Here is a 22311-nt window from a genome sequence, read left to right on the forward strand (position 1 = left end):
CCGGGAACGCGTTACCGCCGAGCCTTGATGGCGTACAAGTGGCGTCCCTCGCCACTCTGCCAGCACTCAGGTAGTTAAAATACCGTAGACCTGGTCTACCACAGCGCTCGACGCCGCATTTCCAGTGCCGCGCTCGAGTTGACTGCCATCAGAGCCCACCAGCTCGCGGGCAATGACATTCAGCGCGTTGTGCAAGGCTGCACCAATCAGCAGGGAAGCAACGGCGTGGGTATCGATTGACGGAGAAATTTTCGCGCTCTGCTGCAAAGCCTGTAAACGCTCACACAGCACGCTGTGTACTGGGAATAAAATCTCAGAAAGGACATCGCCGGTGCTATCGTGGATATTCCCCACCCAAAACGGGGTCGTAAGTGGCGCAACGGCAATATAAAACTGCTCGGCACTGCTGTATACCTGCTCTAACCACAGACGCAGATCTGTGGTGTCGCCATGCTTAACACAGTCCTTTGCCTCGATCAGCTGAGGCAGGCGCTCATTGACCAGGGCGCGCAACAAGCCCGCTTTAGCACCAAAATTATTGAACACACTGGCTTCCGTGGTACCCGCCTTCGCGGCCACGCCTCGCGTCGTCAGTGCTGCCGCGCCATCATCGCGGAACAGCGCATAGGCCGCATCCAATAATTTTTCTCTTACTCTCGGTCTTGCCACGATTACTCACTCCATTGATATCGTCTCAGCTCATTACACCCGAGCCGCCGCGCAATATACAAGCCACTAAGCTAATATCCGGCTTAAATACCTATAAAATATAAGGAAAAGCCCCTATGAGCGGCCAGCCCCCCGTTTCCTACCGGTGTATCGACGATATTTGCCACATCCGCCTATGCCGCCCAGCACTGCGCAATGCCGTAGACGGCCCCACCGCCGTGCAGCTGGCAGCGGCCCTGCGCCGGTTTGACCATGAACCCACGCTAAAAGTTGCCATTCTCAGCGGAGATGGCGAGCATTTTTGCGCCGGCGCGGATTTAAAAGCCTTTGCCAGTGGTGATATCGATCGGCGCAATCCCCTTCAGGAGAGTGGCGACGCGCCCATGGGGCCCAGCCGCCTGCAGCTGGACAAGCCGGTCATTGCCGCAGTCGACGGCTACTGCGTCGCCGGCGGCTTAGAGCTGGCGCTGTGGTGCGACCTGCGGGTAGCCAGTGAACGCGCCGTCTTTGGCGTGTTCTGCCGACGCTTTGGCGTGCCGCTGATCGATGGCGGCAGTGTGCGCTTACCGCGGCTTATCGGCCACAGCCGCGCCATGGACATGATTCTTACCGGCCGCGCCGTCGACGCCCAAGAAGCCTTGGCTTTTGGTCTAGTCAATCGCGTGGTGGCCAGTGAACAACTGTTGGAACAAGCAGAACAATTGGCTAGACAGCTCGCCAGCTTTCCCCAGCAGTGCTTACGCAACGATCGACGCAGTGCTATCGAGCAGTGGTCACTCAGTGAAAATCAAGCACTGCGCCGCGAATTTCAACTCGGCCGACACAGCCTAGACAGCGGCGAGGCACTCAGCGGCGCCGAGGCCTTCCGCGAGGGCCGGGGTCGCCACGGTGCCTTTCCTGAGCCCTGAGCCCTGAGCCCTCCTGAGCCCTGAGTCAACTCAACAAGCCCGGTAGTGCCTCCTCTGCCAGCGGCTGCAATGTATCACCCACGGCAATGCGGCCACTGCGCAAGACCCGCGCGCACAAGCCACCGTAGCCCAACATTGCCGCCACCGCCCCCTCCCCCAAGGCCTGTTCCATACGCCCGCAGGGGTGACACAGTGCCGTGGCCTGAAAAATAGCGCCGCCAATTTGGAAATACTGATGCCGCAGGGCATTGAGGTTGATGCCCGACACCAGTAAATTGCGACGCAGCAGTGCGGGATCGATGCCGTCGACTCCCATATAAGTCGCGATGCTGTCGATAAACTCACGGCTAATCAGCGAAACCTGCCGCGCTGAACCCGGCCGCCCTTGCGCGCGCCAATCTCCCTCCAAGCCCAGCCCCGCCAGCGCTTCAACATGGCTGAGCGACTGCATGGCCAGCTTGCGCCCGGGCCGCACACCAATCCACTGTAGCGGAGCTGCCGGCAAAGCTGACAAATAGCGAGCCAACAACCGCCCTTGGGCATTCACCGCCAGGCCCGCCTAACGGTCACGCCGAAATGGCAGGCAAAGCATGACTCCGAGCCGACTGGCATACTGTCGCTCGCCGGGCAAGCCCAATGCCACCCTATCATCACCACCAGCCGCCTCCTGGCTATAGCTGCCAAACCACCGATCCCAACAAGATACGCTAAAACCAAAATTGCTATTGGTTTCTGCGCTGCGCCGCGAGTGATGAATGCGGTGCAAGGTCGGTGTTATCAACAGTCGCCGCAACTGCCGTTCCCCGCGCTGCGGCAACACGAAATTACTATGGTTGAACATCGCACAGGCATTGAGTAACACCTCAAATATCAGCACCGCCGAAGCTGGTGCCCCCATTGCAATAATCAGCCCCGCCTTAAGCAGCATTGACAGCAACAACTCGAGGGGATGAAAACGCAGTCCTGTGGTCACGTCCACCGCCGTATCCGCATGGTGCACCCGATGCACGCGCCACAACCAGGGCAGGTGGTGAAACAGCCGATGCTGCCAGTAAATGGCTAAATCGAGTAGCAACACGCACAAAGGCAGACTAAACCAAAGCGGCCAATTGAGCGCATTAAACAGCCCCCAAGCCCGCTGCTCGGCCAGCAACGCAACCCCGGTGGCGGCCAGTGGAAACAATATGCGCAGCAGCACACTACCTATCAGCGCAAGCCCCAAGTTAGCCAACCAACGGCGGTGTTGCGGCGGACGGAATGGCTTCCATGCCTCAATCGCCGCAAACACCGCGAACAACAGTGCAAAGCTCGTCAGCCTTAGCGGCCCTTCCCAGTCACCCATCAACACCCCGATATCGCGCCAACGGCGCGCAGTTCTCGATAAAGGTTTGAGGCTGCTCAACAATATCACTGGGCAAATCCAGGTCGGCCAGTGGCGCCTGTTCTCGCCACGACAACCCGGCGGCCCTTAGCCGCCGACGGGTTTGTTCCGCCACCCGCGCAGTGCTCCAGTCGATATCAAAAAATAGGCTGCTATTGACCACCCGCAAAGCCAGCAGCACATAACCGCCGTCGCGGGCCGGTATCAATGCGGCATCCACTTCGCGCAGACAATGTCGCGCCCAACACAGGTGCTCTACGGTAAGTGCTGGGCAATCGGTACCGATCAAGACCACCCCATCGGCCTCTGTCAAACCGCGTTCGGCAGCGCGCAGCAAGCGCTGCCCCAGATCCCCCTCACCCTGGTCGCAACAGCGGCTCCCCGCCAGAAACTCAATGCCCTGCCAACTTGCCGATTGCGGCGCCGGGCTCAGCTGAAATTCTGCATCCATCCCAGCAGGCAACTGCCGACTGAGTCGCACACAGCAGGCCAGCAAACTCTCGGCTACTTGCGCGGCAGCAACGTCGCCCAGCGCCGGCGCGAGCCTCGTCTTGGCCATTCCCGGGAGCGGCGCCTTGGCAAAAATTTTTACCGCAATACTTGGTATATAGGTCATATTTCCGCCTAGCGATAGCGGCGAGCGATCTGCTCTGCCGGTGTGCCGAGAAAATACTGCAAGCGCAAGCGCCACATGAGAGCAATAGTCGACCACACACCGCGGCTTTCCCAGCGCCGCCCCGAGCTGGTAATACGCTGCGGCAGGCAATGCGGCCAGCGCTCACGGCGCAGTCGTTTACTAATTTCAATATCCTCCATCAACGGCTGCTCAGTATAGCCGGCTATCTCGGCAAACAAATCTCGCTGTACAAAGATCCCCATGTCACCGGTAGCGATGCCCGTTAAACGCGAACGCCAGTTCATCATGCGCGCCACTACACGCAGCATCGCAGGGCGGCCCTGCAGGCGGACGTCAAAGCGCCCCCAACCGGTTTTCTCACGTTGACAAAGCGCCAGCAAGGCATCGATAGCCGCAGCGTTCAACTGCGTATCGACATGTAAGAATAGCAACCACTGTCCAGCTGCCTGTGCGGCGCCAGCGTTCATTTGCCGCGCCCGGCCGGGCAGACTGTCAAGCAGCGTTACCTCCGCGCTCTGCAAACACTGTCGCGACCCATCGCGACTGCCACCATCGACAAATAGCCACTCAACAGCCGGGTAGCGCGCTTGCCAATGCGCCACCTCAGCCAGCACCTCGTCAAGTAAGGGGCGCTCATTAAGCAGGGGCACCACCACAGATAACAGCGGACGTGACATCGGACACTCGCATCTCTCACTCATCGCCGGGCCGATCATTCAAACGCCAATCGTAATCGCCGTAGACAATGCGCAACTGGCCATCGCGCAATGCCTGACGCTGTAAAGGGGTTAAGCCCAACGCCTCACCATAGTGGGCGAGAAATTCCCTCAGCGACCCCAGACCTCGCCAACCTTGGGCAAAGTCACCGGCATACCAATCGAAAATTCGCGACACCGACAGACGACCTTGCCGCAGCGCATTGCGCTGCCGATCCGCCAAAAATGCCTTTGTTGCCGTCTCCAACTGCTTGTCCAGTTGCTCGCCCCGATAGGCTTCCGGCAACAGCGCGGGGCAGCCGACACTCGCACAGTTCACGGCAAAGTGAATGCGCGGTTCGCGAAAGTGCGGGCGAATCATCTGGTGCTCCAGCTCATCAAGACTGCGCCTTTTCCCTAACAGCGCAACAATTTCCTGCTTCCAGGGCGAACCGAACCAACCACCGATATCTCGAATCGAATCGATATCGGGGTAATGCCGCAGTATCAATTCCACAGTCCAGGCATTATAAGCATTGATCAAAAATGCCAATTGCTGGGGTGGCGTCCACGCCTGGTATTCAGACTCGGTAACTTTGGCAAGCTGGGATAGATAGTCGGCAAGCGACTGGCGGTCGGAGGCCATGCCCCGGTAATCCACCTGACTGGCACGCCCCTCCCTCAGCACATACACATGCTTGACCAATAATTGTTGCCACGCCGTATGTTCAAATTCGGCATTGGCGATAGGCGTGAGTAGCGCTGCGCACAACATCACCAGCATGCGCCTCAGCCAATATTGCTTGCCGGCCATCTAGTTCCCCCCCCGCTGCCAAGCAAAGAAGCGCGACAACAAACGCAGCAAACGCTCCGGTTGATGCGCCTTGCGCCACTCGCCCGCCGTGTATTTATTGGCCTCAGCCAGGGTCGGATAGGGGTGCACAGTGCCCAGAATCTTGCCCAAGCCCAGGCCGTGCTTCATGGCCAACACAAACTCAGCCAGCAACTCACCGGCCTGAGCACCGACGATACACACCCCCAAAATCCGGTCTTTACCGGGCACCGTCAACACCTTGATAAAACCTTTTGCCTCGCCTTCGCAGATCGCACGGTCCAGGTCGTCAATACCGTAGCGCGTCACCTCATAGGCAACGCCCTGCTCTTTAGCATCCTGTTCGCTCAGCCCAACCCTCGCCACCTCCGGATCCACATAGGTCACCCAGGGAATCACCGAATAATCGACTCGAAACTTTTTGAATTGCCCGAACAGGGCGTTAACGCTGGCATACCAGGCCTGGTGTGCGGCGACATGGGTAAACTGATAGGGTCCCGCAATATCACCTGCGGCGTAGATATTGGGCATCAAGGTCTGCAGATACTCATTGGTGTCCACCGTGCGCTGACTGCTAATACCCAACTCTTCCAAGCCATAGCCCTTGAGCCGGGCACTGCGCCCCACCGCACAGATCAGCAAATCGTAGACGATTGCCCGCTCCTCACCACTGCCCCCATCACGCACAATCAAGCACTTGTCTTCACCGCGGCGCTCGCAGCGCAGCGCCTGGGTATCGCAATACACCGCGATTCCCTCTCGAGAAAATTGCTCGGTGACAAACGCTGACACCTCCTCATCTTCTTTAAGCAACAGCCTCGGCAACATTTCAACCTGACTGACCGCCGACCCCAGTCGCGCAAAGCACTGGCTCAGTTCGCAGCCGATCGGCCCGCCGCCCAGCACCACCACCCGCGACGGTGGCGCCTCATAATGCTCAAGCTGCGACCACAGGGTGTCACTGGTGACATAACCGACTTCCCGCATCCCCGGCAGGGGCGGCACGGTCGGCTCAGCACCCGCAGCAATCACCACCGACTTGGCGGTAAGCCGTTGGCTGCCACCGCCAGGCAATGCAATTTCCACCGTCCAGGGGTCAATCAGTCGGCCGTAGCCCTTAATGACCTCCACCCCCAGCTCGGTATAGCGCTCGACACTATCGTGAGGAGCAATAGCGGCGATCACCTCGCGCACTCTCGCCATCAAGCGCTTGAAATTAACCTGTGGCTGGTAATTGTCCAGCCCGTAGTGCTCTGCGCGGCGCTGCATGGCGGCCACCTTGGCCGACTTGATCAGCGCCTTACTGGGTACGCAGCCGGTATTCAAGCAATCACCGCCCATTTCCCCCGCCTCAATCAAGGTGACCTTGGCTTTTACCGCTGCGGCGATATAGGCACTGACCAGTCCCGCAGCACCGGCACCAATCACAATCAAGTTGCGGTCGTAGCGCGCCGGCCGCGTCCATGGCCGATAGACCCTGCGCGCCTTAATCACAGCAATTAACCGCTTAGCCAATAACGGGAACACACCCAACAAGGTGAACGACAAAATCAGGCCAGGCGAAACAATGCCCGACAGGCTATCTAGTGCACCCAGCTGCACCCCGGCATTCACATACACCGCGGTACCCGGCAACATCCCCAGCTGACTGACCCAATAGAAACGCCGCACCGACATCGCTGTCAGTCCCATCAATAAGTTGATCAAGAAAAACGGAAACAGGGGCACTAAGCGCAAGGTAAACAGGTAAAAACCGCCCTCCTTTATCACCCCGGCATCAATGCTTTCCAAGCGCTGCGGAAAGCGCCGGGCAAGGGCGTCTCGCGCAATATAGCGGGCCACCAAAAAAGCCAGGGTCGCGCCGATCGTCGACGCAAACGACACCAGTACCAGCCCCTTTATCAGGCCAAAAAACGCACCGGCGGCCAAGGTCATTACCGCCGCCCCCGGCAGAGACAGCGCGGCCACCAGCACGTAGGCGCCGAAGAACAGCGCGGCAAATCCCCAGGGCTGCGACTGTTGAAAAGCATTGATGTCGCCCTGCACCGACTTCAAGCCCTGCAAACTCAGGTATTCACCCAGCCCGCTGTTAGCGATGAGGAGTAATGCCGCGAGAACAACCAGCAGCAGCACGAATTTTTTCTTTGTCATAATCGGTCCCGATGATGTGAGAGCAGTACGGTGGCCCTGGTATACAACTACCAAACAGAGACCGAGCTTTTCGAATATTGTTACAGAAGCCGTCAACTTGCCGACAATACGGCCAATATATGGCACAAATTATACAAATTGAGTATTATTTGTCCGTCACCGTTTAAGGAATAGGCGGTATCAGACAGCGGTCGCCAGGGAAGATGGATCTCCCCGACATTCATAATAATCAACAAGACGCTGCTTATCATGATCAAAGACTTCCAGAAGTTGCTACTGCACGTGATCGACCCGTGGATTCCGCCTCGCGCCAAGGCCAGTGGCACCGGACTCTTTGTGTATCGTTTTCTAGCCAGCATACTACTGGGGACTTTTTTATATCTAAGCGCCCTCCTGCTGGTCAACCAATACCTGTTGCCCATCACCGCTAATGGCAAGCGATTAATCACCGAGTTTTCTCTAGGCATGGCCGTCGGCATTTGCTGTGCTCTGCTGATGTTGCGTTTCAGTGCCAAGCGCCACTTCGCCCTGCATGCTTTTATCGCCACACTGACCGGCGGGCTGCTGCATGTTTCCATGCAAACCGGAGGCATCGGCTCCCCCATCAATATCTGCTCGGTCATTATCCCGGCGCTGGCGACACTCAGTATTGGCGCCTCAGCCGGCGTGTTCTGGAGCATAGCCATCGGCCTAATCGGTTCGCTGATGTTTGCCGCTGAGTCCCAGGGCCACATGTTCAACAACATCATCATTGCCGAAAACCTCGGTCTCGCCCTGTTCGGCAGTCTGCTAACTACGCATTCCTTTATTATTTTTATCGTCGTTTACTACGACTTAAACGGGCGAAAATTGCGCAGCCAACTGCTGCGTGAGCAAGATAAGTACTTCCACCAGGCCCACCACGACAGCCTGACGGGACTGGCCAATCGCCGACATTTCATCGACGCCATCGACGCCGCCATCGCCAAGGCAAAACGCCAGGGCAGCCGCTTTTGCGTACTGTATTTTGATCTCAACCACTTCAAACAGGCCAACGACAGCCACGGCCATCACTTTGGCGACGAAATACTCAGTCAGATTGCCAAGCGGCTGCGCACCGTCATCCGTGACGACGACGTTGCCGCGCGCCTCGGCGGCGATGAATTCGCCATTTTACTGCCGACGCTGGGCAGTACTGACATCATAGAGCAGCGTATCGACATGCTGCTGAAGCTGCTATCGCAAACACTGCATATTGATGGCATCGACTACCAACCCAGTGCCAGTGCCGGTTACGCCATCTATCCAGATCACGGCAAGGACTACGAAACCCTGCTGCGGATTGCCGACCAAAACATGTATCACGTTAAACGCCTCGGCCAGCAAACTGTTCGCGCGGCGCCATTGGATTCACCAGTGCCTGACTGATCCCATGCCGCCAATATTTAGCCGCAAGCCAAGAGTTGATCTCCCGGACTGCAAAAAATTGCCAGCCTGCTGAAATACTGACAGCGAAATCGCTGACCCAAAAATTTCACCCGCGCGCGGTAAGCTCGCCTGCCTCTTGAAAAAATAACGGGGCGCTATAGTCTGTTCGACAGTACTGTCAAATTCGTCGCCACGCTCACCACAGACACAGGAAATCCGGCCATGATCCACTCGCCCCGCCGCGGCATGATATTGCCACTAGCCCTTTTCTGCACAATTTTAGCGGGCTGCGCGACTACCGAAACGCCCGCCGCTATTACCGAGGGCTTTATCAGCTGTGAACAGCCTCGCCCACAACGCTGTACACGTGAATACCGCCCGGTTTGCGGTCATGTAGACACCGGCATGCGCTGCCTGACACAAGACTGCACCGCCAATACCCACCAGAGCTACGGCAATGCCTGTAGCGCCTGTGCAGACCAACGCGTGATCGGCTATGAACAGGGCAGCTGTGAGTCGTATGGCAAAGGCCAGCAGTAATCTACAGGCATAAAAAAACGGGGCCTAGGCCCCGTTTTTTTTTATCTGGCACGGCGCGATTAACGCTCGACAATGGCTGTCACACCCTGTCCACCAGCTGCGCAAATCGATATCAATCCGCGACCACTGCCCTTTTCTTCCAGCATTTTTGCCAGCGTCGCGACAATCCGTCCGCCCGTCGCGGCAAAGGGGTGACCGGCCGCCAGGGAGCTGCCATTCACGTTCAGTTTACTGCGGTCGATACTGCCCAACGCGCGGTCCAGGCCCAGGCGCTGCTTACAAAAATCCTCGTCTTCCCAGGCCTTCAGCGTTGCCAGCACCTGCGCAGCGAACGCCTCATGGATTTCGTAGTAATCAAAATCCTGCAGACTCAAACCGGCGCGCGCCAACATCCGCGGCACGGCGTAAGCCGGCGCCAGCAGCAAACCTTCTTTTTCGCTGCCAGCCTCTTTGCCGAAGAAATCTACCGCCGCCGTTTCCACAAAACTCAGGTATGCGCGAATGGGCAGGCCGCGCTCCTTTGCCCACTCTTCACTTGCCAACAGCACCGCTGAGGCACCATCAGTCAGTGTTGAAGAGTTACCCGCGGTCAGCGTCCCTTCACCACTCACCTTGTCAAAGGCCGGCTTGAGAGTCGCCAGCTTTTCAACAGTGGTATCAGCGCGCAAAATATTGTCACGCCCCACACCTTTAAATGGCGTAATCAGGTCATCGAAGAAACCGCGCTCATAGGCCGCAGCCAGATTTTTGTGACTGTTGTAGGCCAGTTCATCTTGCTGGTCTCGGGGGATTTGCCAGGCCTTGGCGGTTACTTCTGTGTGTCCCCCCATAGACAAGCCGGTGCGCGGCTCAGAGTTCAATGGAATCTGCACCCCGATATCCTTTGGCCGCAACTGCAGAAAAGGCTTCACTCGCTCGCCCAAGCTACGCGCCTTATTCACCTGCAGCAAAATCTTGCGCAAACCCTCACTGACACCAATCGGCGCGTCGGAGGTCGTATCGACACCACCGGCGATGGCTGCGTCAATTTGCCCCAAAGCAATCTTGTTCGCGACCAAGTTGAGCGCCTGCAAGCCGGTACCGCAAGCCTGCTGCACGTCAAAACACGGCGTTGCCGGATCCAGCGAGGTACTGAGCACCGACTCTCTTGTCAGGTTGAAATCACGGCTGTGCTTCATCACCGCACCCGCCGCAACTTCGCCCAGACGCTCTCCCTTTAGCTGGTAACGCTGCACCAAACCCTCTATGGCAGCAGTGAGCATGTCCTGATTGCTGGCGCCAAAGTAGGCGGTATTGGAGCGACAGAAGGGAATGCGGTTACCGCCAATAATAGCGACGCGTTTAATGGATTGAGCCATGACAGGTCCTCGGGTCTTTTGTCAGGTCGCGCAGTGTAGCAAGCCGCGGCGCCGCCACATTGGCTGAACCGACAGGCTCGGCCGGGCGGCGCTGTCAATTCACCACCGTCACTCAGCGCGTAGAATTACCGCCAATATAATGTGGCACGACCTCAGCCAGGAGAATTTCCGATGACCGATCGCATAGAAACGTTTATCAATTCCGCCGCCGGTAAGAAAGTATTGGGCGCACTCGGCGTCAATGCCCCCCGCGAACTAACGCGCTATAACAGCAAGCAACGCAGCTTCTTTAGCGGCCGCCTGCTGCTTGGCGCCGGCGACAATGCCGCGCTGTTAGCCAATATTTCTGCCATTCTGGCCGAGAGCGATGCCGAGGTCCTCGGCGACAGCAACGCCCGCCTGCAATGTTCGGCACTTACCGCCAACACACTTGCCGACGCTTCCTACGCTGCACTGGTTTTTGACGCCAGTGGTATGCGCAATGCGCTGGAGTTAGTTCAGGCCTACCGCTTCTTCAATGCCAACATCCGCAAACTGGCCCCCGGTGGTCGTATCGTCATTCTCGGCCGCCCCCATCTCGCCGCCAGCGACGCCGAACAAGCCGCCACCCAGCGCGCCCTGGAAGGCCTGAGTCGCTCGCTGGCAAAAGAGGTCGGCGCGCGCGGCAGCACGGCGCAACTGATCACCGTCGCCGAAGGCGCCGAAAATGACTTTGGTAGCAGCCTGCGTTTCCTGCTGTCACCGAAATCAGCCTATATTACCGGCCAGGTTATTGCCGTCAGCGCCGTCCAGCAATCGGGCAACGTCGATTGGCACAAGCCACTGGCCGGCAAAACCGCACTGGTAACTGGCGCCTCACGCGGCATCGGTGAAGCCATTGCAGAAACCCTGGCCCGCGATGGCGCCACGGTCATAGGTGTCGATGTTGCTCAGATGGAGCAAGACTTGAGCAAGGTTATGAGCCGTGTAGAAGGCCAACCGCTAATCGCCGATATTACCGCCAGTGATGCGCCGGCGAAAATCGCCGCTGCCGCCAAAAAAGCCGGCGGGATAGATTTAGTCGTACACAATGCGGGAGTCACCCGCGACAAGACCATCGCCAATATGACTGAGCAGCAATGGCAGATGACGCTGGACATCAACCTGGCCGCCGCACAGCGCATTACTCGCGAATTGTTAGACCAGGGCTTGATTCGCAACGGCGGCAGCATCGTTGGCGTTTCATCAATGAATGGCATTGGCGGGCAACGCGGCCAAACCAACTACGCCGCGTCCAAAGCCGGTGTTATCGGCTATGTCGACTTCATGAAAAATGACGAAAACTTGCTCGCCCACAACATTAGCGTTAATGCCGTGGCACCAGGCTTTATTGAAACCGCGATGACGGCGGCAATCCCGCTGTTTACCCGGATGTTTGGTCGTCGCCTTAACTCGCTATCGCAAGGCGGCCAACCGGTCGACGTCGCCGAGGCAATCGCCTTCTTTGGCAACCCCCTGTCGCGAGGCGTTACCGGCAACACTCTGCGGGTTTGTGGTCAGTCTTGGTTTGGTGCCTAAACCAGCCGGCAATCAGGCGGAGCCAGACTCCGCCTGTTGCTTCTGCTGGCGATATTCAATTGGCGTCAAGCCTGTCCAGCGTTTAAACGCTCTATAGAAGGTGCTGGGTTCAGAGAAACCGGTTAGATAAACCACATCGGCGATACTCTCCTCGGTGCGCGACAACAGGCGCTTAGCCAGCACACAGCGGTAGTCCGCCAGTACTTGGTTAAAACTGGTACCCGCTTCCGTGAGTCGCGAGCGCAGCACTCGCTCGTTCATTCCCAGTCGTTCGGCTACGCTCTCCAAACTCGGCTGCCCCAGCTCCAACATCTCGGCAATCACTTGCTTTACATCGCCGACCACGTCTTTCCGCGACAGCCTCTCCAGCTGCTTACTGGCAACTTTTTCATGCAGCTTAAGTAAATCCGGCTCAGCGTGGCTCGATGGCGTCGACAGAATACTGGCAGCAAACACCAAACTCTGTTCACTGGCACCAAAATGCACAGGGCAGGCAAAGTGCTTTTCGTACTCGGCAAGATCACCCTGTAATTCATGCCCCAAATTAACTTCGCGAGTTTGAAACGCACCGTCGGTTAGGGCTTCAAAATAGCGCTGTAAAAAACGCACAAAACACTCATCGCGGTGACGCAGCTCCGCCTCGCTATCGCCATAAAAATCCAGCACGACCCTCGCCTCGTCACCGTCCACATGCAGCTTAAACTGCATGGCATCGGTCACTAGCCGCTGATAGTTTTCTGCTCGGCGCAGGCCATCGCCAAAGCTCGGGCTGCTGAGAAACAGGTATTCCAGCACCTGGCCGCGATACACAGGCACGTGATTCGCCAGGTGTAGGCCTATGTTCTCGTCACCACTGACCTCTTCCAGCACCCGCCAAAACTGCAACTGCGCCGCATGGGGGAAACGCGCTGTGCGATCTTTCAGCAAGTTGGGCGATATTTTGCATTCGCTCACTATTCGCTCAACATCCAGCCCTAACTGCTGAATAGCCGGATAGGCCAGCTGAATCAAAAAGCTGGAGTCACTGAGTTCTGAAAACCGTTTTTCCGTGGAATCGCTCATTACACTCGCTATCTATGGCTGTTCGCAGGATTACCAAGTCACATGGTATTGGCCGCAGCGCAGATTTCACTCTGCCGCGTCAGCAAATAATTTACTGTCTGGCATTGATTATACTGTGAAGCTGCACAAGATAAGGAGTAAGAGTAGCATGAGCGCCGCTCAGGAACTAAAAATGAAACGTCTGCCCGCGCTAATCCCCCTGCTCGCGCGCGCAGCATTGCCGCGAAGCAGCAGCAAAGCACTGAATTTCCCCCAGCGCTGTATCGAACTCGCGCCACTGCGCTGCAGCCCCCGCCAGGTGAAGCGCTACGCCCGCGCCTGCGGCTTCGCACTGGACCGCGACACACTGCCGCCCAGCTATTTGCACACACTGGCCTTTCGCCTGCAGATGCAGCAGATGGTACAGGCCGACTTCCCCCTTGCGGCAATGGGCTGTGTACACCTGAGTAATGACATCGTGCAACACCGCGGCATCGCCATTGGCGAAACCCTGCGCATGAACTGCCGTCTCAGCGAGCACACGCTCACTGATCGCGGCGTCGAGTTCGCCTTTGAATGCCTGGCCTTTGTCGGCGAAGAATGTGTCTGGGAAGACCGCAGCCGCTATTTATCGCGCCGCAAAACGGGGATTGCCAAACCGGCGAAAAAACTTCGCGCCAAGCCTCGGCAATTTGCCCAGCAACGAGAACTGCCAATCACCGCCGGCACAGCACGCCGTTACGCCCGTGCCTCTGGCGACTTTAACCCCATCCATCTTCACGATATCAGCGCCAAACTGCTGGGCTTTAAAAAAATGGTTGTTCACGGCATGTGGAGCAAAGCTGCCTGTATCGCCCAACTGATGGACAACGACGGCGACGACAACATACGTTGCCAGGTGGAGTTTAAAACCCCGGTGTTCCTGCCGGCCAAGACGCTGCTGTGCTACGACAAGGACAAGGGCAACATCGCCTTCGAACTTCGCGATGCCCGCAGCGGTAAGCCCCACTTGTTAGGCAGCCTGTCCAAGCCCGCCGGCTAGTCGCGAATAAGCTCCGGCGCCAGCTGCTGCACCATCTCACGCAGTCCCTGGCGCCAATCCTTTTGCGTTTCGCCGATCACACTGTGCATTTTTTCAGTATCAATCTGCAAACTACCGAAGGCCTGGGGGTTGTCGCGAAAACTCGGCTCCAAGCCACACATCTCGCCCAGATAGCGACACCACTGCTCAATACTCACCGCCTCAGAACCGCCAAAATTTAACGTGCAGACATCGCTATCTGCAGCCGCCAGTAAATAGGGCAGCTTGTCGATGTAATCACTGCTGTGCAATAAATTGTAGTAATTTGGCGACTCGGGGTGAACATCGATGGGCATCCCCTCTTTCATCATCAGCAAATGAAAAAATGGCCAACCGCCGTTATTGCCATAGGGCACGCTCAAGCGCGCTATGGTCGTGGGAATATCGTACTGGCGCGCTGCAAATCGACACACCGACTCGGCGGCAATTTTCGACAGACTGTAAGTGGGAAACATAGCGCGGTGGTTATCCCCCAGCGGCGCATCCTCGCTACGCGGCTCATGGCCCGCATACTCATAAACGGCCGTTGAAGAAAAATGCAGCACGGCCTTGGCGCTTCGGCAATGCGCCATCAAATTGCCGATGCCCTCGGCATTGGCCCTCATGTCGTAATTAAAATCTCCGCTCTTCACCACCGCCAAATTCAATACATAATCCACATCGGCCGGGCAATCGCGCAGACTGCGATGGTCGGCAAGATCGCCGCGCACGGTGTGCACGCCTAGCGCTTGCAAGCGCTGGCGCTGCGCTTCGTCCGAAAACCGCGCGACGGCGGTCAACTCGCAGATTGGCGCCAGCGCTTCGACAATCGGCGCAGCGACTTGGCCACCGGGGCCTGCGAGCAAGACCCGACTACCGGAAATATCTACAGGATTTAATGCCATATTCGCCTCACTATTTATTAGTTGAGGCGAGTGTAGCCCGAGCGGATGATACCGCCACCCTCCGTTTGGGTGGCAGCGGCAAAGAGGGAGAAATTACAGGTAGCTTTGCAAGTCGCGCAGCCAATGCTGCAATTTTTGCATATTGTCGGGGCCTAAGCGCCACAGCCACTTACTGAGTGGATCCGCGTTTTCCAACACGGGATCCGCGTATTCATAAAACACCTTGGGACGGCGCAACTCCGCAGTCGCGGAAATCGGCTCAACGATCAGCAAATGCTCAATGGTCGTACGCAGCTGATTGTCAAAGGATTGCGGATTGCCCAATTCGTTATAGCTGGCCTCCAAAAACGGCGACCACTTTTTGTAGTAGATTGCCACTTTCTTTGGGCTCAACGCTGTTATCGAATTCACCAAGGGCTCCCAACGACGGAAGTTACCGGGGTCGTTAGCCATGCCCTTGGCAGTTTTAATAACGAGAAAAGGCTCCTTGTCGTAAGCCAGTGGCAAGTGCTTACTGGGCAGGCGGAAGCGCGCCATTTGATCGACCAGCGCCACCCACTTGCGAATCTGATGCTGGGGTTGCAGCCACTTGGCCAATGCCGGAGATAACTCTGCTGCAGCCTCGCGAACCTGCTGATCACTGCCGTCAATCTCTCGTGGCGGAGGCGGCGCCTTAGCGGCCTCTTCCTCATAGTCCGCCTCTCGCTCTACCGCCAGCGAGGGCTTGCCCGCAACCGCGGGCAGCGAGGCTGCCGCATCGAGACTGTCGCCAGACAGCGCTGCTGTATCGTTAAATTCGCTAGTCGCCGAGCGCTCGACCACAAACCACACAAAGGCACCGACAGCGGCGACAACGACAATCGCAGACAAGGATTTCCAGTTCATTAATTCGTCCTGTTATAAATATTGATACCCACGCGCCCCTTTGCAGCACCGGCCAGGCCAGCACCACTGCACAGCATGTCACGCCGCCCATGGTAGCCTTGCGACATGGCGGCGGCAACAGCAGCAAAAAAACAAACACACAATTGGGGGCGCCCGCAGCGACACCGCGGGCATTTCGGAGGTAATAGAGGACGATTACAGGTCGAAATCGTCGAGCATATCCAGCTCTTCCATCAAGCGCTTGCGCTCTAAGCGCTCCTCAATACGCCGACGAATACTGTTATCTCGGCCACCGACACTGATATCGTCATCGTAGGCCGCGCCACTGTCATCTAAGAAACCAAATTCCAGGTCGTCAACGCTGTCCGACACTGCCACTTCTCTAGCCATTTCTTGCTCACTCCAGCACATTTAAATACGGAAGCAACCATCGGCATTTAGCACGGTTGTTCAAGCCACTATTTATGCCCAGAATGACGTTCTGTCAATCGAAAATTACACCTATTTCAACCACCCGGCGACGCCCTACAAGCCCCGCGCGTCCTAGACTAGAGACGATTCAGGCCATTCAGCGCCGCCGTTCGGTAGGCCTCGGCCATTGTCGGGTAGTTAAAGGTGGTCCCCAGAAAGTAGCGCAGGCTATTACCGCCATTTTTTTGTTTCATGATCGCCTGGCCAATATGGATGATTTCCGCCGCCTCGGCGCCAAAGCAATGGATACCGAGAATTTCCAAGCTGTCGACGTGAAACAGCAATTTGAGCATGCCTACCGTCTCCCCGCTGATCTGCCCTCGCGCGGTGTCTTTGAAAAACGCTCGCCCCACCTCATAAGGCACCCGCTGTTCGGTAAGTTCACGCTCATTGAGGCCCACCGAACTGATCTCCGGCAGGGTGTAAATGCCGGTGGGCACATCGTCAACGAAACGGCAGTGCTCTTTGCCGCGAGCCGACGCCGACGCCGCCCGCCCCTGATCGTAAGCCGCACTGGCCAAGCTCGGCCAGCCGATTACATCACCGGCAGCATAAATATTGTCGACGCCAGTCTGGTAGTGCTCATCGACCTGCAGCTGACCGCGATGGTCTGGCTGCACGCCTATATTAGCCAGCCCGAGATCATCGGTATTACCACTGCGACCGTTACACCACAGCAGCGCATCGGCATGCAGGCGCTTACCGCTTTCCAGCTTTAACAGCACTTGGTGATCGTCGGCCACGACCTCGCTGTATATCTCGCGATGGCGAATCATCACGCCGAGGTGGCGCAAGTGGTAGCTCAGGGCATCAGAAATCTCATCATCGAGAAACTCCAACAGGCGGTCACGGGTGTTGACCAACTCAACTTTAATGCCAATACCCGAGAAAATGGACGCGTATTCGCAGCCGATCACTCCTGCGCCGTAGACAATGATTTTTCGCGGCGTATTGCTCATCCGCAATATGCTGTCGCTGTCGTATACCCGAGGGTGAGAGAAATCAATATTGGCCGGGCGGTAGGGTCGCGAACCTGTGGCAATAACAATTTTTTCTGCGCGATAGTGCTCGGCCTTGCCGTCCTCGGCGGTGACACTCAAGGTGTGTGCATCGACAAAGGCCGCGCGACCGTGAATCACCCGGATATTATTGCGGTAGTAGAACCGACTGCGCATCGCGACCTGCCTGGCAATGACCTCATTGGCATGGCTCAACAACCGCGGGTAAGTCAGAGTCCGGGGGTCGCCGATATCGCGAAAGATGGGCATACGATTAAAACGTATCGCCTGGCGCACCATATGCCGCAAGGCCTTGGAGGGAATGGTCCCCTGGTGAGTACAGGCGCCCCCCACCTGGGCAAGAACCTCAATAACCGCGACGCTCTGCCCATGCTTCACCGCGTTTAACGCAGCACTTTCACCCGCCGGTCCACTGCCAACCACCAATACATCAAAATCGTATTCAGCCACCCATGCACTCCCTTTCACCCTGCGGCGCCGCGCGCCCTCAAACAGTATACTAGCGCCTCGCCACTGCCACCGGGATTCGACCTTGGTCTGCCCCGGCGCCGAAAAAACTCGAGAACCTCACTATGCCCAGCTCTGCACACCGCCGCCAGCACTATGGTATCCACTACTTGCTCGCCGCCGATCCCACCATGCGGCGACTGCGGCGCGAATCCACCAGCCAGTTGCACGGCAATAAAAACTGGGGGGCCGCCTTTTTACTGATGGAATATCTCCGCAGCCACCCCCTACCACGGGGCAGCTCAGTACTCGATGTGGGATGCGGTTGGGGCTTAGCCAGCCTCTATTGCGCCAAGCATTTTGGCGCTCAGGTACAGGCCAGCGATGCCGACCCCGCAGTCTTCCCGTTTTTACTGGCCCAGGCCGAGGTCAACCAGCTAAGTATAGATTGCCAGACTTGGGCCTTTGCCGATATCGACCACCCACAGCTGGCAAACCGCCAGGCCTTAATTGGCAGCGACATCTGTTTTTGGGACGACATGGCAGCCGATCTCTACCAACTGATTGCGCGCGCAGTGGACGCCGGCTGCGAACGCATAGTGATCGCCGACCCCGGCCGGCCACCATTTTTAGCCGTCGCCGAGGCCTGCGTAAGCGAGTTTTTCGGTGAGCTAAGCCCCATCACCGCCCGCAGCCAACGCCAGCACCGCGGCTGGATACTGAATATTGAAAACCGCTAGGATGTCGCAAAGCTGCAATATCACTGTCACTTAACTGCAAACAAGCAAGCGTAGGGTCTTACTCGAGAGGAGTAAACTATGCGCGTAATACAAGCTATCAATCAGTTCGATGTGCGGATGTTTCTGGCCTGCGTTAACAGCCGCCACCAACACCAGCTCTGCAAGCTGGCCTTCGGCATATCCAAAAGCGGTGACGGCTACACCCAGCTACTGTTGCCGCTGCTGCTGAGCGCTTGGGGAGTCACCGGCAGCGGCACATTTTTGAGCAGTGTTGCTACCGGCTTTGGCATATGGCTGCCCCTATACTGGCTACTGAAAAACAGCTGTCGCCGGCGCCGCCCCCCGGCGGCAATTCCGCAATTCAATGCGGCAATTATTGCCTCCGATGAATTTAGCTTTCCCTCCGGACACACCGCAGCGGCCTTTCTATTAGCGACACTGGCGGTGCTGTGCTTTGGCGCCATAGCCTCACCGCTGTTTTTGTGGGCGGTCGCGGTGGCGGCCTCGCGAGTGATACTGGGCGTGCACTTTCCCACCGACACTGTCGCTGGCGCGGGACTGGGCATTGCCATTGCCCACCTCGCCTACAATCTACTAAGCAGCTGACGGTCTGGAGTAGCACCCAATCATGAAAATATTGTACGGCGTGCAGGGCACCGGCAACGGCCATATTTCCCGCGCACGAATGATGGCCAAGCACCTCAGCGCTCGCGACGTCGATGTGCAATACCTGTTTAGCGGTCGCGCCGCCTCACAGTACTTCGACATGGAAGACTTTGGCCGCTACCAGCTCCGCCCCGGCCTGAGCTTCGCCGCAATCAACGGTCGCATCAGCACCTTGCACACCCTGCGCAACTCACGACCGCTGCAATTTATCAACGACGTTCGACGTCTCGATGTCAGCGGCTACGACCTGATAGTCACCGACTTCGAGCCCATCACCGCCTGGGCAGGCCGCTTAAAGGGGAAAACGGTTATCGGCATCGGCCACCAGTACGCCTTTGGCCACCCCGACGTCCCCCGAGCCGGCGCCGACCTGCGCAACCGCCTTGTTATGAAACTGTTCGCCCCGGCAGAGATCGCCCTCGGCCTGCACTGGCATCACTTTAACGGCGCGATTGTGCCGCCGATTATCAGTCCGGAGGAACAGCGCCTGCCTAGTGCTGCTCACACCCTGGTCTATCTGCCCTTTGAGGACCAAAGCCGAGTTACCGAATTATTAAACACCTTTGACGGACAACACTTCATCCAATACTCACCGCAGCTCAACGACGCCGAATACGGCAATGTGTCGCTGCGCCAAACCCGCTTACACGGCTTTAAACACGACCTCTGTAGTGCCCGCGGCGTGATTTGCAACGCCGGCTTCGAACTGACCAGCGAATGTCTGCATATGGGTCTACCAGTGCTCGCCAAACCTGTCGCCGGACAATCGGAACAACTTAGCAACGCCGCAGCACTGCGCCAACTCGGCCTGGCAGAAATTATCGACGAGTTAAACAGCACCGATATCGCCCGCTGGCTCAAACAGCGACGCGCTGTTGAGCCACAACACTATCCCGACGTCGCCGCGGCCCTATGCGACTGGCTACTGAGCAAAAACTGGCAACACAGCCAAGCCCTGGTCAATTCACTGTGGCAGCGCTGCAGTGAGCCGGAAAAAACCGCAGCCGACTGTTGATGATATGTCACCGATGGCACTGGCCAACACGCCAAGCACCGCCAATATCGACCATAAAGCTGCCGGGCAAGAAGCACCGTGCTTTCACCGGGCGATGGATCAATGCCGCGGCCGGCTACAACGCCGCTTGCCCGAGCTACTGACCGTAGAACAACTGTGCCGGCAAAACGCCGCCTTGTTGCGCAGTCGCTGCGAAGCCCTAATCGGTGTCGAAGAAATGGAGCTGCCATTGGTGTCGCTAACACTGGGTGACCCACTGCGCGCCAAAAGCTGCCTGCTGCTCACGGCAGGCGTTCACGGCGTCGAGCGTATCGGCAGCCAGGTGTTGCTGGCTTGGCTGGAATCGGTAATTGAGCGCTGCCGCTGGGACAGCCACTGGCGACAGCAATTTGACCGGGATATCGCCATCGTCGCCATGCCCATCGTCAACCCCGCCGGCATGTTGCAAGATTCGCGCTGCAACGCCAATGGCGTAGACCTCAACCGCCACGCACCGATCAATGCCGAGGCGAGCGTGCCACCACTGGTCGGAGGTCAGCGACTTTCACGCAAACTACCGTGGTTTCGCGGAGACTGGCACAAAACGGTGGAAACCGAGTTTAAGGCCCTGAGCAATATCATCGAGCGCTACAGCATGCCCCAGCGCATGATGCTGGCGCTCGACTTTCATTCCGGCTTTGGCCTTCGCGACCACATCTGGATTCCCCACGCCTATCGCCGCCAACCCATCGACGACATTGGCAGCTATATGTCACTCAAGCTGTTGTGGGAACGCAACTTCCCCCACCACAACTATGTGTTCGGCCCCCAGGCGATGCACTATTTAAGTCACGGTGATATGTGGGACTACTTCTACCTGCGCGCAGTAGCGCGCGGCCATCGCCTGCTACCCCTCACCTTGGAAATGGGCAGCTGGCTGTGGGTCAAAAAACGCCCCCGTCAGCTATTCAGCTTTGCCGGCCTGTTTAATCCCACAGTGCCTCACCGTCACGCCCGAGTACTCCGCGGCCACCTGGTGCTGATCGACTTTCTGCTGGCGGCCTGCCGCAACCATCACCAGTGGTTAACCCACGGCGAGCAAGATAGACAAATGCGGCAAATCGCCGAAACATTGTGGTATCGACAGCTGGATGACTAATACACCGCCGCCGATCAAACACTGGTTATTTTTACGCGGACTGGCCCGCGAAAGTGGCCACTGGGAAACTTTTATCAATGACTGCCAGCGGCAACTCGGCTGGCAGTGCCACAGTCTCGACCTGCCAGGCTTTGGTCGCGCCTACCAACAGCGCTCTCCCCTGAGCATCCCCGACATTCGCAACGCACTGCAAGCACGCCTGCAGCTGCCAGCCGACCAGCCACTGGGAATTGTCGCGCTATCACTGGGTGCTATGGTGGCCCTGGACTGGCTGCGCGCCGAACCCTCCCGCATCCACCACGTCATACTGATCAACAGCAGCAGTGCCGACTGTTTGCCCTGGCAGCGGTTACAGCTGGCGGTCCTACCACAATTGCTGCGCGCCCTGTGCGCCCGCAGCATTGCCGACCAGGAGCAGGCCATCCTCCGGTTGGTGAGCAACACCCAGCCCGTCACGCTGGCATTGCTCAATCAGCACTGTGAACTGCGGCGTCGGCATCCAGCACTGCGGCGCAATGTCCTGCGGCAGTTATGGGCGGCGGCGCGCTTCCGGGCGCCCGCCGCACTGGCACCACATCAACAGTTACTGTTAGTTGCCAGTCGCGCAGACCGCATGGTGTCCTGGCGCTGCAGTGTCAAACTGGCACAGCGCTACCAGTGTGCACTGCGCCTGCACAACAGCGCCGGCCACGACCTGCCAATCGACGACGGCGATTGGCTGATTCAACAGTTTCCTCGCTATTGCCCATAAAAAAGCCGCAGCGCCATCGCCGCGGCCATCAGCGCCCT

Annotated in this window: 23 protein-coding genes; 10 read left to right on the plus strand and 13 right to left on the minus strand. The window is 57.6% G+C overall.

Annotation, left to right across the window (positions count from 1 at the left end):
• Positions 1 to 66: 66 nt before the first annotated feature.
• Positions 67 to 669, minus strand: coding sequence for a TetR/AcrR family transcriptional regulator (locus ABYM29_RS02305; RefSeq protein ID WP_372861596.1), 603 nt, complete (start codon positions 667 to 669; stop codon positions 67 to 69).
• Positions 670 to 785: 116 nt separating this feature from the next.
• Between ABYM29_RS02305 and ABYM29_RS02310 the strand changes: the two genes are divergently transcribed.
• A complete protein-coding gene (locus ABYM29_RS02310; RefSeq protein WP_372861599.1) occupies positions 786 to 1577 on the plus strand; it encodes a crotonase/enoyl-CoA hydratase family protein in 792 nt (263 codons plus the stop codon).
• Between the two features lie 25 nt (positions 1578 to 1602).
• Here the strand turns inward: ABYM29_RS02310 and ABYM29_RS02315 are convergent, their stop codons facing one another.
• The 6 genes from ABYM29_RS02315 to ABYM29_RS02340 all read right to left on the minus strand — a co-directional run bounded on the left by ABYM29_RS02315 (position 1603) and on the right by ABYM29_RS02340 (position 7273).
• On the minus strand, positions 1603 to 2028 hold the full coding sequence (locus ABYM29_RS02315; RefSeq protein WP_372861602.1) for an MOSC domain-containing protein: 426 nt from the start codon (positions 2026 to 2028) through the stop codon (positions 1603 to 1605).
• Positions 2029 to 2136: 108 nt separating this feature from the next.
• Positions 2137 to 2919: a sterol desaturase family protein gene (locus ABYM29_RS02320; RefSeq protein WP_372861604.1), complete on the minus strand. Its 783-nt coding sequence runs from the start codon at positions 2917 to 2919 to the stop codon at positions 2137 to 2139.
• The gene (locus ABYM29_RS02325; protein ID WP_372861607.1) at positions 2912 to 3574 is read right to left on the minus strand and encodes a TIGR04282 family arsenosugar biosynthesis glycosyltransferase; all 663 of its coding nucleotides are present in this window, start codon (positions 3572 to 3574) and stop codon (positions 2912 to 2914) included. Before ABYM29_RS02325 ends, ABYM29_RS02320 begins: the two co-directional genes overlap by 8 nt.
• An 8-nt stretch (positions 3575 to 3582) precedes the next feature.
• Positions 3583 to 4272: a TIGR04283 family arsenosugar biosynthesis glycosyltransferase gene (locus ABYM29_RS02330; protein ID WP_372861610.1), complete on the minus strand. Its 690-nt coding sequence runs from the start codon at positions 4270 to 4272 to the stop codon at positions 3583 to 3585.
• A 16-nt stretch (positions 4273 to 4288) separates the two neighbouring features.
• Positions 4289 to 5104: a DUF547 domain-containing protein gene (locus tag ABYM29_RS02335; RefSeq protein ID WP_372861613.1), complete on the minus strand. Its 816-nt coding sequence runs from the start codon at positions 5102 to 5104 to the stop codon at positions 4289 to 4291.
• Complete coding sequence (locus tag ABYM29_RS02340) at positions 5105 to 7273, minus strand: FAD-dependent oxidoreductase (RefSeq protein ID WP_372861616.1); 2169 nt, start codon at positions 7271 to 7273, stop codon at positions 5105 to 5107.
• A gap of 249 nt (positions 7274 to 7522) precedes the next feature.
• Between ABYM29_RS02340 and ABYM29_RS02345 the strand changes: the two genes are divergently transcribed.
• Together ABYM29_RS02345 and ABYM29_RS02350 are read left to right on the plus strand one after the other, a co-directional pair.
• Positions 7523 to 8680 carry a diguanylate cyclase domain-containing protein gene (locus ABYM29_RS02345; RefSeq protein WP_372861618.1) on the plus strand — a complete coding sequence of 386 codons (1158 nt, stop codon included), beginning with the start codon at positions 7523 to 7525 and terminating at the stop codon, positions 8678 to 8680.
• Between the two features lie 222 nt (positions 8681 to 8902).
• Complete coding sequence (locus tag ABYM29_RS02350; RefSeq protein WP_372861621.1) at positions 8903 to 9220, plus strand: hypothetical protein; 318 nt, start codon at positions 8903 to 8905, stop codon at positions 9218 to 9220.
• A 59-nt stretch (positions 9221 to 9279) separates the two neighbouring features.
• On the opposite strand, the gene ABYM29_RS02355 is transcribed toward ABYM29_RS02350, so the two are convergent.
• Positions 9280 to 10578, minus strand: a complete 1299-nt coding sequence (locus ABYM29_RS02355) for an acetyl-CoA C-acetyltransferase (RefSeq protein ID WP_372861623.1) — start codon at positions 10576 to 10578, stop codon at positions 9280 to 9282.
• Positions 10579 to 10749: 171 nt separating this feature from the next.
• Here ABYM29_RS02355 and ABYM29_RS02360 point away from each other — a divergent pair, with 171 nt between their 5' ends.
• Positions 10750 to 12135, plus strand: a complete 1386-nt coding sequence (locus ABYM29_RS02360) for a 3-oxoacyl-ACP reductase (RefSeq protein ID WP_372861625.1) — start codon at positions 10750 to 10752, stop codon at positions 12133 to 12135.
• A 12-nt stretch (positions 12136 to 12147) separates the two neighbouring features.
• Here ABYM29_RS02360 and ABYM29_RS02365 read toward each other — a convergent pair whose 3' ends face one another.
• The gene (locus tag ABYM29_RS02365) at positions 12148 to 13197 is read right to left on the minus strand and encodes an AraC family transcriptional regulator (RefSeq protein WP_372861628.1); all 1050 of its coding nucleotides are present in this window, start codon (positions 13195 to 13197) and stop codon (positions 12148 to 12150) included.
• A gap of 172 nt (positions 13198 to 13369) precedes the next feature.
• On the opposite strand from ABYM29_RS02365, the gene ABYM29_RS02370 reads away from it, so the two are divergent.
• Positions 13370 to 14218 carry a MaoC/PaaZ C-terminal domain-containing protein gene (locus ABYM29_RS02370; protein ID WP_372861629.1) on the plus strand — a complete coding sequence of 283 codons (849 nt, stop codon included), beginning with the start codon at positions 13370 to 13372 and terminating at the stop codon, positions 14216 to 14218.
• Here the strand turns inward: ABYM29_RS02370 and ABYM29_RS02375 are convergent.
• The 4 genes from ABYM29_RS02375 to sthA all read right to left on the minus strand — a co-directional run bounded on the left by ABYM29_RS02375 (position 14215) and on the right by sthA (position 17966).
• Positions 14215 to 15141, minus strand: coding sequence for an NAD-dependent epimerase/dehydratase family protein (locus tag ABYM29_RS02375; RefSeq protein ID WP_372861631.1), 927 nt, complete (start codon positions 15139 to 15141; stop codon positions 14215 to 14217). The two genes, ABYM29_RS02370 and ABYM29_RS02375, sit on opposite strands and share 4 nt — an antisense overlap.
• A 93-nt stretch (positions 15142 to 15234) precedes the next feature.
• Positions 15235 to 16026 (minus strand): DUF3014 domain-containing protein, encoded by a 792-nt coding sequence (locus ABYM29_RS02380; RefSeq protein WP_372861634.1) that lies wholly within the window; start codon positions 16024 to 16026, stop codon positions 15235 to 15237.
• Between the two features lie 195 nt (positions 16027 to 16221).
• Positions 16222 to 16416, minus strand: a complete 195-nt coding sequence (locus tag ABYM29_RS02385; protein ID WP_372861637.1) for a PA3496 family putative envelope integrity protein — start codon at positions 16414 to 16416, stop codon at positions 16222 to 16224.
• Positions 16417 to 16574: 158 nt separating this feature from the next.
• Positions 16575 to 17966, minus strand: a complete 1392-nt coding sequence (sthA, locus tag ABYM29_RS02390) for a Si-specific NAD(P)(+) transhydrogenase (protein WP_372861639.1) — start codon at positions 17964 to 17966, stop codon at positions 16575 to 16577.
• A gap of 122 nt (positions 17967 to 18088) precedes the next feature.
• Between sthA and ABYM29_RS02395 the strand changes: the two genes are divergently transcribed.
• From ABYM29_RS02395 to ABYM29_RS02415, 5 genes are all read left to right on the plus strand, one after another.
• Positions 18089 to 18703 carry a methyltransferase gene (locus tag ABYM29_RS02395; RefSeq protein WP_372861641.1) on the plus strand — a complete coding sequence of 205 codons (615 nt, stop codon included), beginning with the start codon at positions 18089 to 18091 and terminating at the stop codon, positions 18701 to 18703.
• Between the two features lie 78 nt (positions 18704 to 18781).
• Entirely contained in the window at positions 18782 to 19309 is a 528-nt protein-coding gene (locus ABYM29_RS02400) for a phosphatase PAP2 family protein (RefSeq protein ID WP_372861644.1), read from the plus strand.
• 22 nt (positions 19310 to 19331) lie between these two features.
• Complete coding sequence (locus ABYM29_RS02405) at positions 19332 to 20384, plus strand: MJ1255/VC2487 family glycosyltransferase (RefSeq protein ID WP_372861647.1); 1053 nt, start codon at positions 19332 to 19334, stop codon at positions 20382 to 20384.
• Positions 20353 to 21522, plus strand: a complete 1170-nt coding sequence (locus tag ABYM29_RS02410; RefSeq protein WP_372861649.1) for a DUF2817 domain-containing protein — start codon at positions 20353 to 20355, stop codon at positions 21520 to 21522. The genes ABYM29_RS02405 and ABYM29_RS02410 overlap by 32 nt, the downstream gene beginning before the upstream one ends.
• Positions 21515 to 22273, plus strand: coding sequence for an alpha/beta fold hydrolase (locus ABYM29_RS02415; protein ID WP_372861652.1), 759 nt, complete (start codon positions 21515 to 21517; stop codon positions 22271 to 22273). Before ABYM29_RS02410 ends, ABYM29_RS02415 begins: the two co-directional genes overlap by 8 nt.
• Positions 22274 to 22311 lie beyond the last annotated feature (38 nt).

Source organism: Spongiibacter sp. (assembly GCF_041602295.1).
Lineage (GTDB): Bacteria > Pseudomonadota > Gammaproteobacteria > Pseudomonadales > Spongiibacteraceae > Spongiibacter.

Coding starts and splice junctions, on each gene's coding strand:
- ABYM29_RS02310 (WP_372861599.1), top strand. CDS start 786: ATGAGCGGCCAGCCCCCCGTTTCCTACCGGTGTATCGACGATATTTGC.
- ABYM29_RS02315 (WP_372861602.1), bottom strand. CDS start 2,028: ATGCAGTCGCTCAGCCATGTTGAAGCGCTGGCGGGGCTGGGCTTGGAG.
- ABYM29_RS02320 (WP_372861604.1), bottom strand. CDS start 2,919: ATGGGTGACTGGGAAGGGCCGCTAAGGCTGACGAGCTTTGCACTGTTG.
- ABYM29_RS02325 (WP_372861607.1), bottom strand. CDS start 3,574: ATGACCTATATACCAAGTATTGCGGTAAAAATTTTTGCCAAGGCGCCG.
- ABYM29_RS02330 (WP_372861610.1), bottom strand. CDS start 4,272: ATGTCACGTCCGCTGTTATCTGTGGTGGTGCCCCTGCTTAATGAGCGC.
- ABYM29_RS02335 (WP_372861613.1), bottom strand. CDS start 5,104: ATGGCCGGCAAGCAATATTGGCTGAGGCGCATGCTGGTGATGTTGTGC.
- ABYM29_RS02340 (WP_372861616.1), bottom strand. CDS start 7,273: ATGACAAAGAAAAAATTCGTGCTGCTGCTGGTTGTTCTCGCGGCATTA.
- ABYM29_RS02345 (WP_372861618.1), top strand. CDS start 7,523: ATGATCAAAGACTTCCAGAAGTTGCTACTGCACGTGATCGACCCGTGG.
- ABYM29_RS02350 (WP_372861621.1), top strand. CDS start 8,903: ATGATCCACTCGCCCCGCCGCGGCATGATATTGCCACTAGCCCTTTTC.
- ABYM29_RS02355 (WP_372861623.1), bottom strand. CDS start 10,578: ATGGCTCAATCCATTAAACGCGTCGCTATTATTGGCGGTAACCGCATT.
- ABYM29_RS02360 (WP_372861625.1), top strand. CDS start 10,750: ATGACCGATCGCATAGAAACGTTTATCAATTCCGCCGCCGGTAAGAAA.
- ABYM29_RS02365 (WP_372861628.1), bottom strand. CDS start 13,197: ATGAGCGATTCCACGGAAAAACGGTTTTCAGAACTCAGTGACTCCAGC.
- ABYM29_RS02370 (WP_372861629.1), top strand. CDS start 13,370: ATGAAACGTCTGCCCGCGCTAATCCCCCTGCTCGCGCGCGCAGCATTG.
- ABYM29_RS02375 (WP_372861631.1), bottom strand. CDS start 15,141: ATGGCATTAAATCCTGTAGATATTTCCGGTAGTCGGGTCTTGCTCGCA.
- ABYM29_RS02380 (WP_372861634.1), bottom strand. CDS start 16,026: ATGAACTGGAAATCCTTGTCTGCGATTGTCGTTGTCGCCGCTGTCGGT.
- ABYM29_RS02385 (WP_372861637.1), bottom strand. CDS start 16,416: ATGGCTAGAGAAGTGGCAGTGTCGGACAGCGTTGACGACCTGGAATTT.
- ABYM29_RS02395 (WP_372861641.1), top strand. CDS start 18,089: ATGCCCAGCTCTGCACACCGCCGCCAGCACTATGGTATCCACTACTTG.
- ABYM29_RS02400 (WP_372861644.1), top strand. CDS start 18,782: ATGCGCGTAATACAAGCTATCAATCAGTTCGATGTGCGGATGTTTCTG.
- ABYM29_RS02405 (WP_372861647.1), top strand. CDS start 19,332: ATGAAAATATTGTACGGCGTGCAGGGCACCGGCAACGGCCATATTTCC.
- ABYM29_RS02415 (WP_372861652.1), top strand. CDS start 21,515: ATGACTAATACACCGCCGCCGATCAAACACTGGTTATTTTTACGCGGA.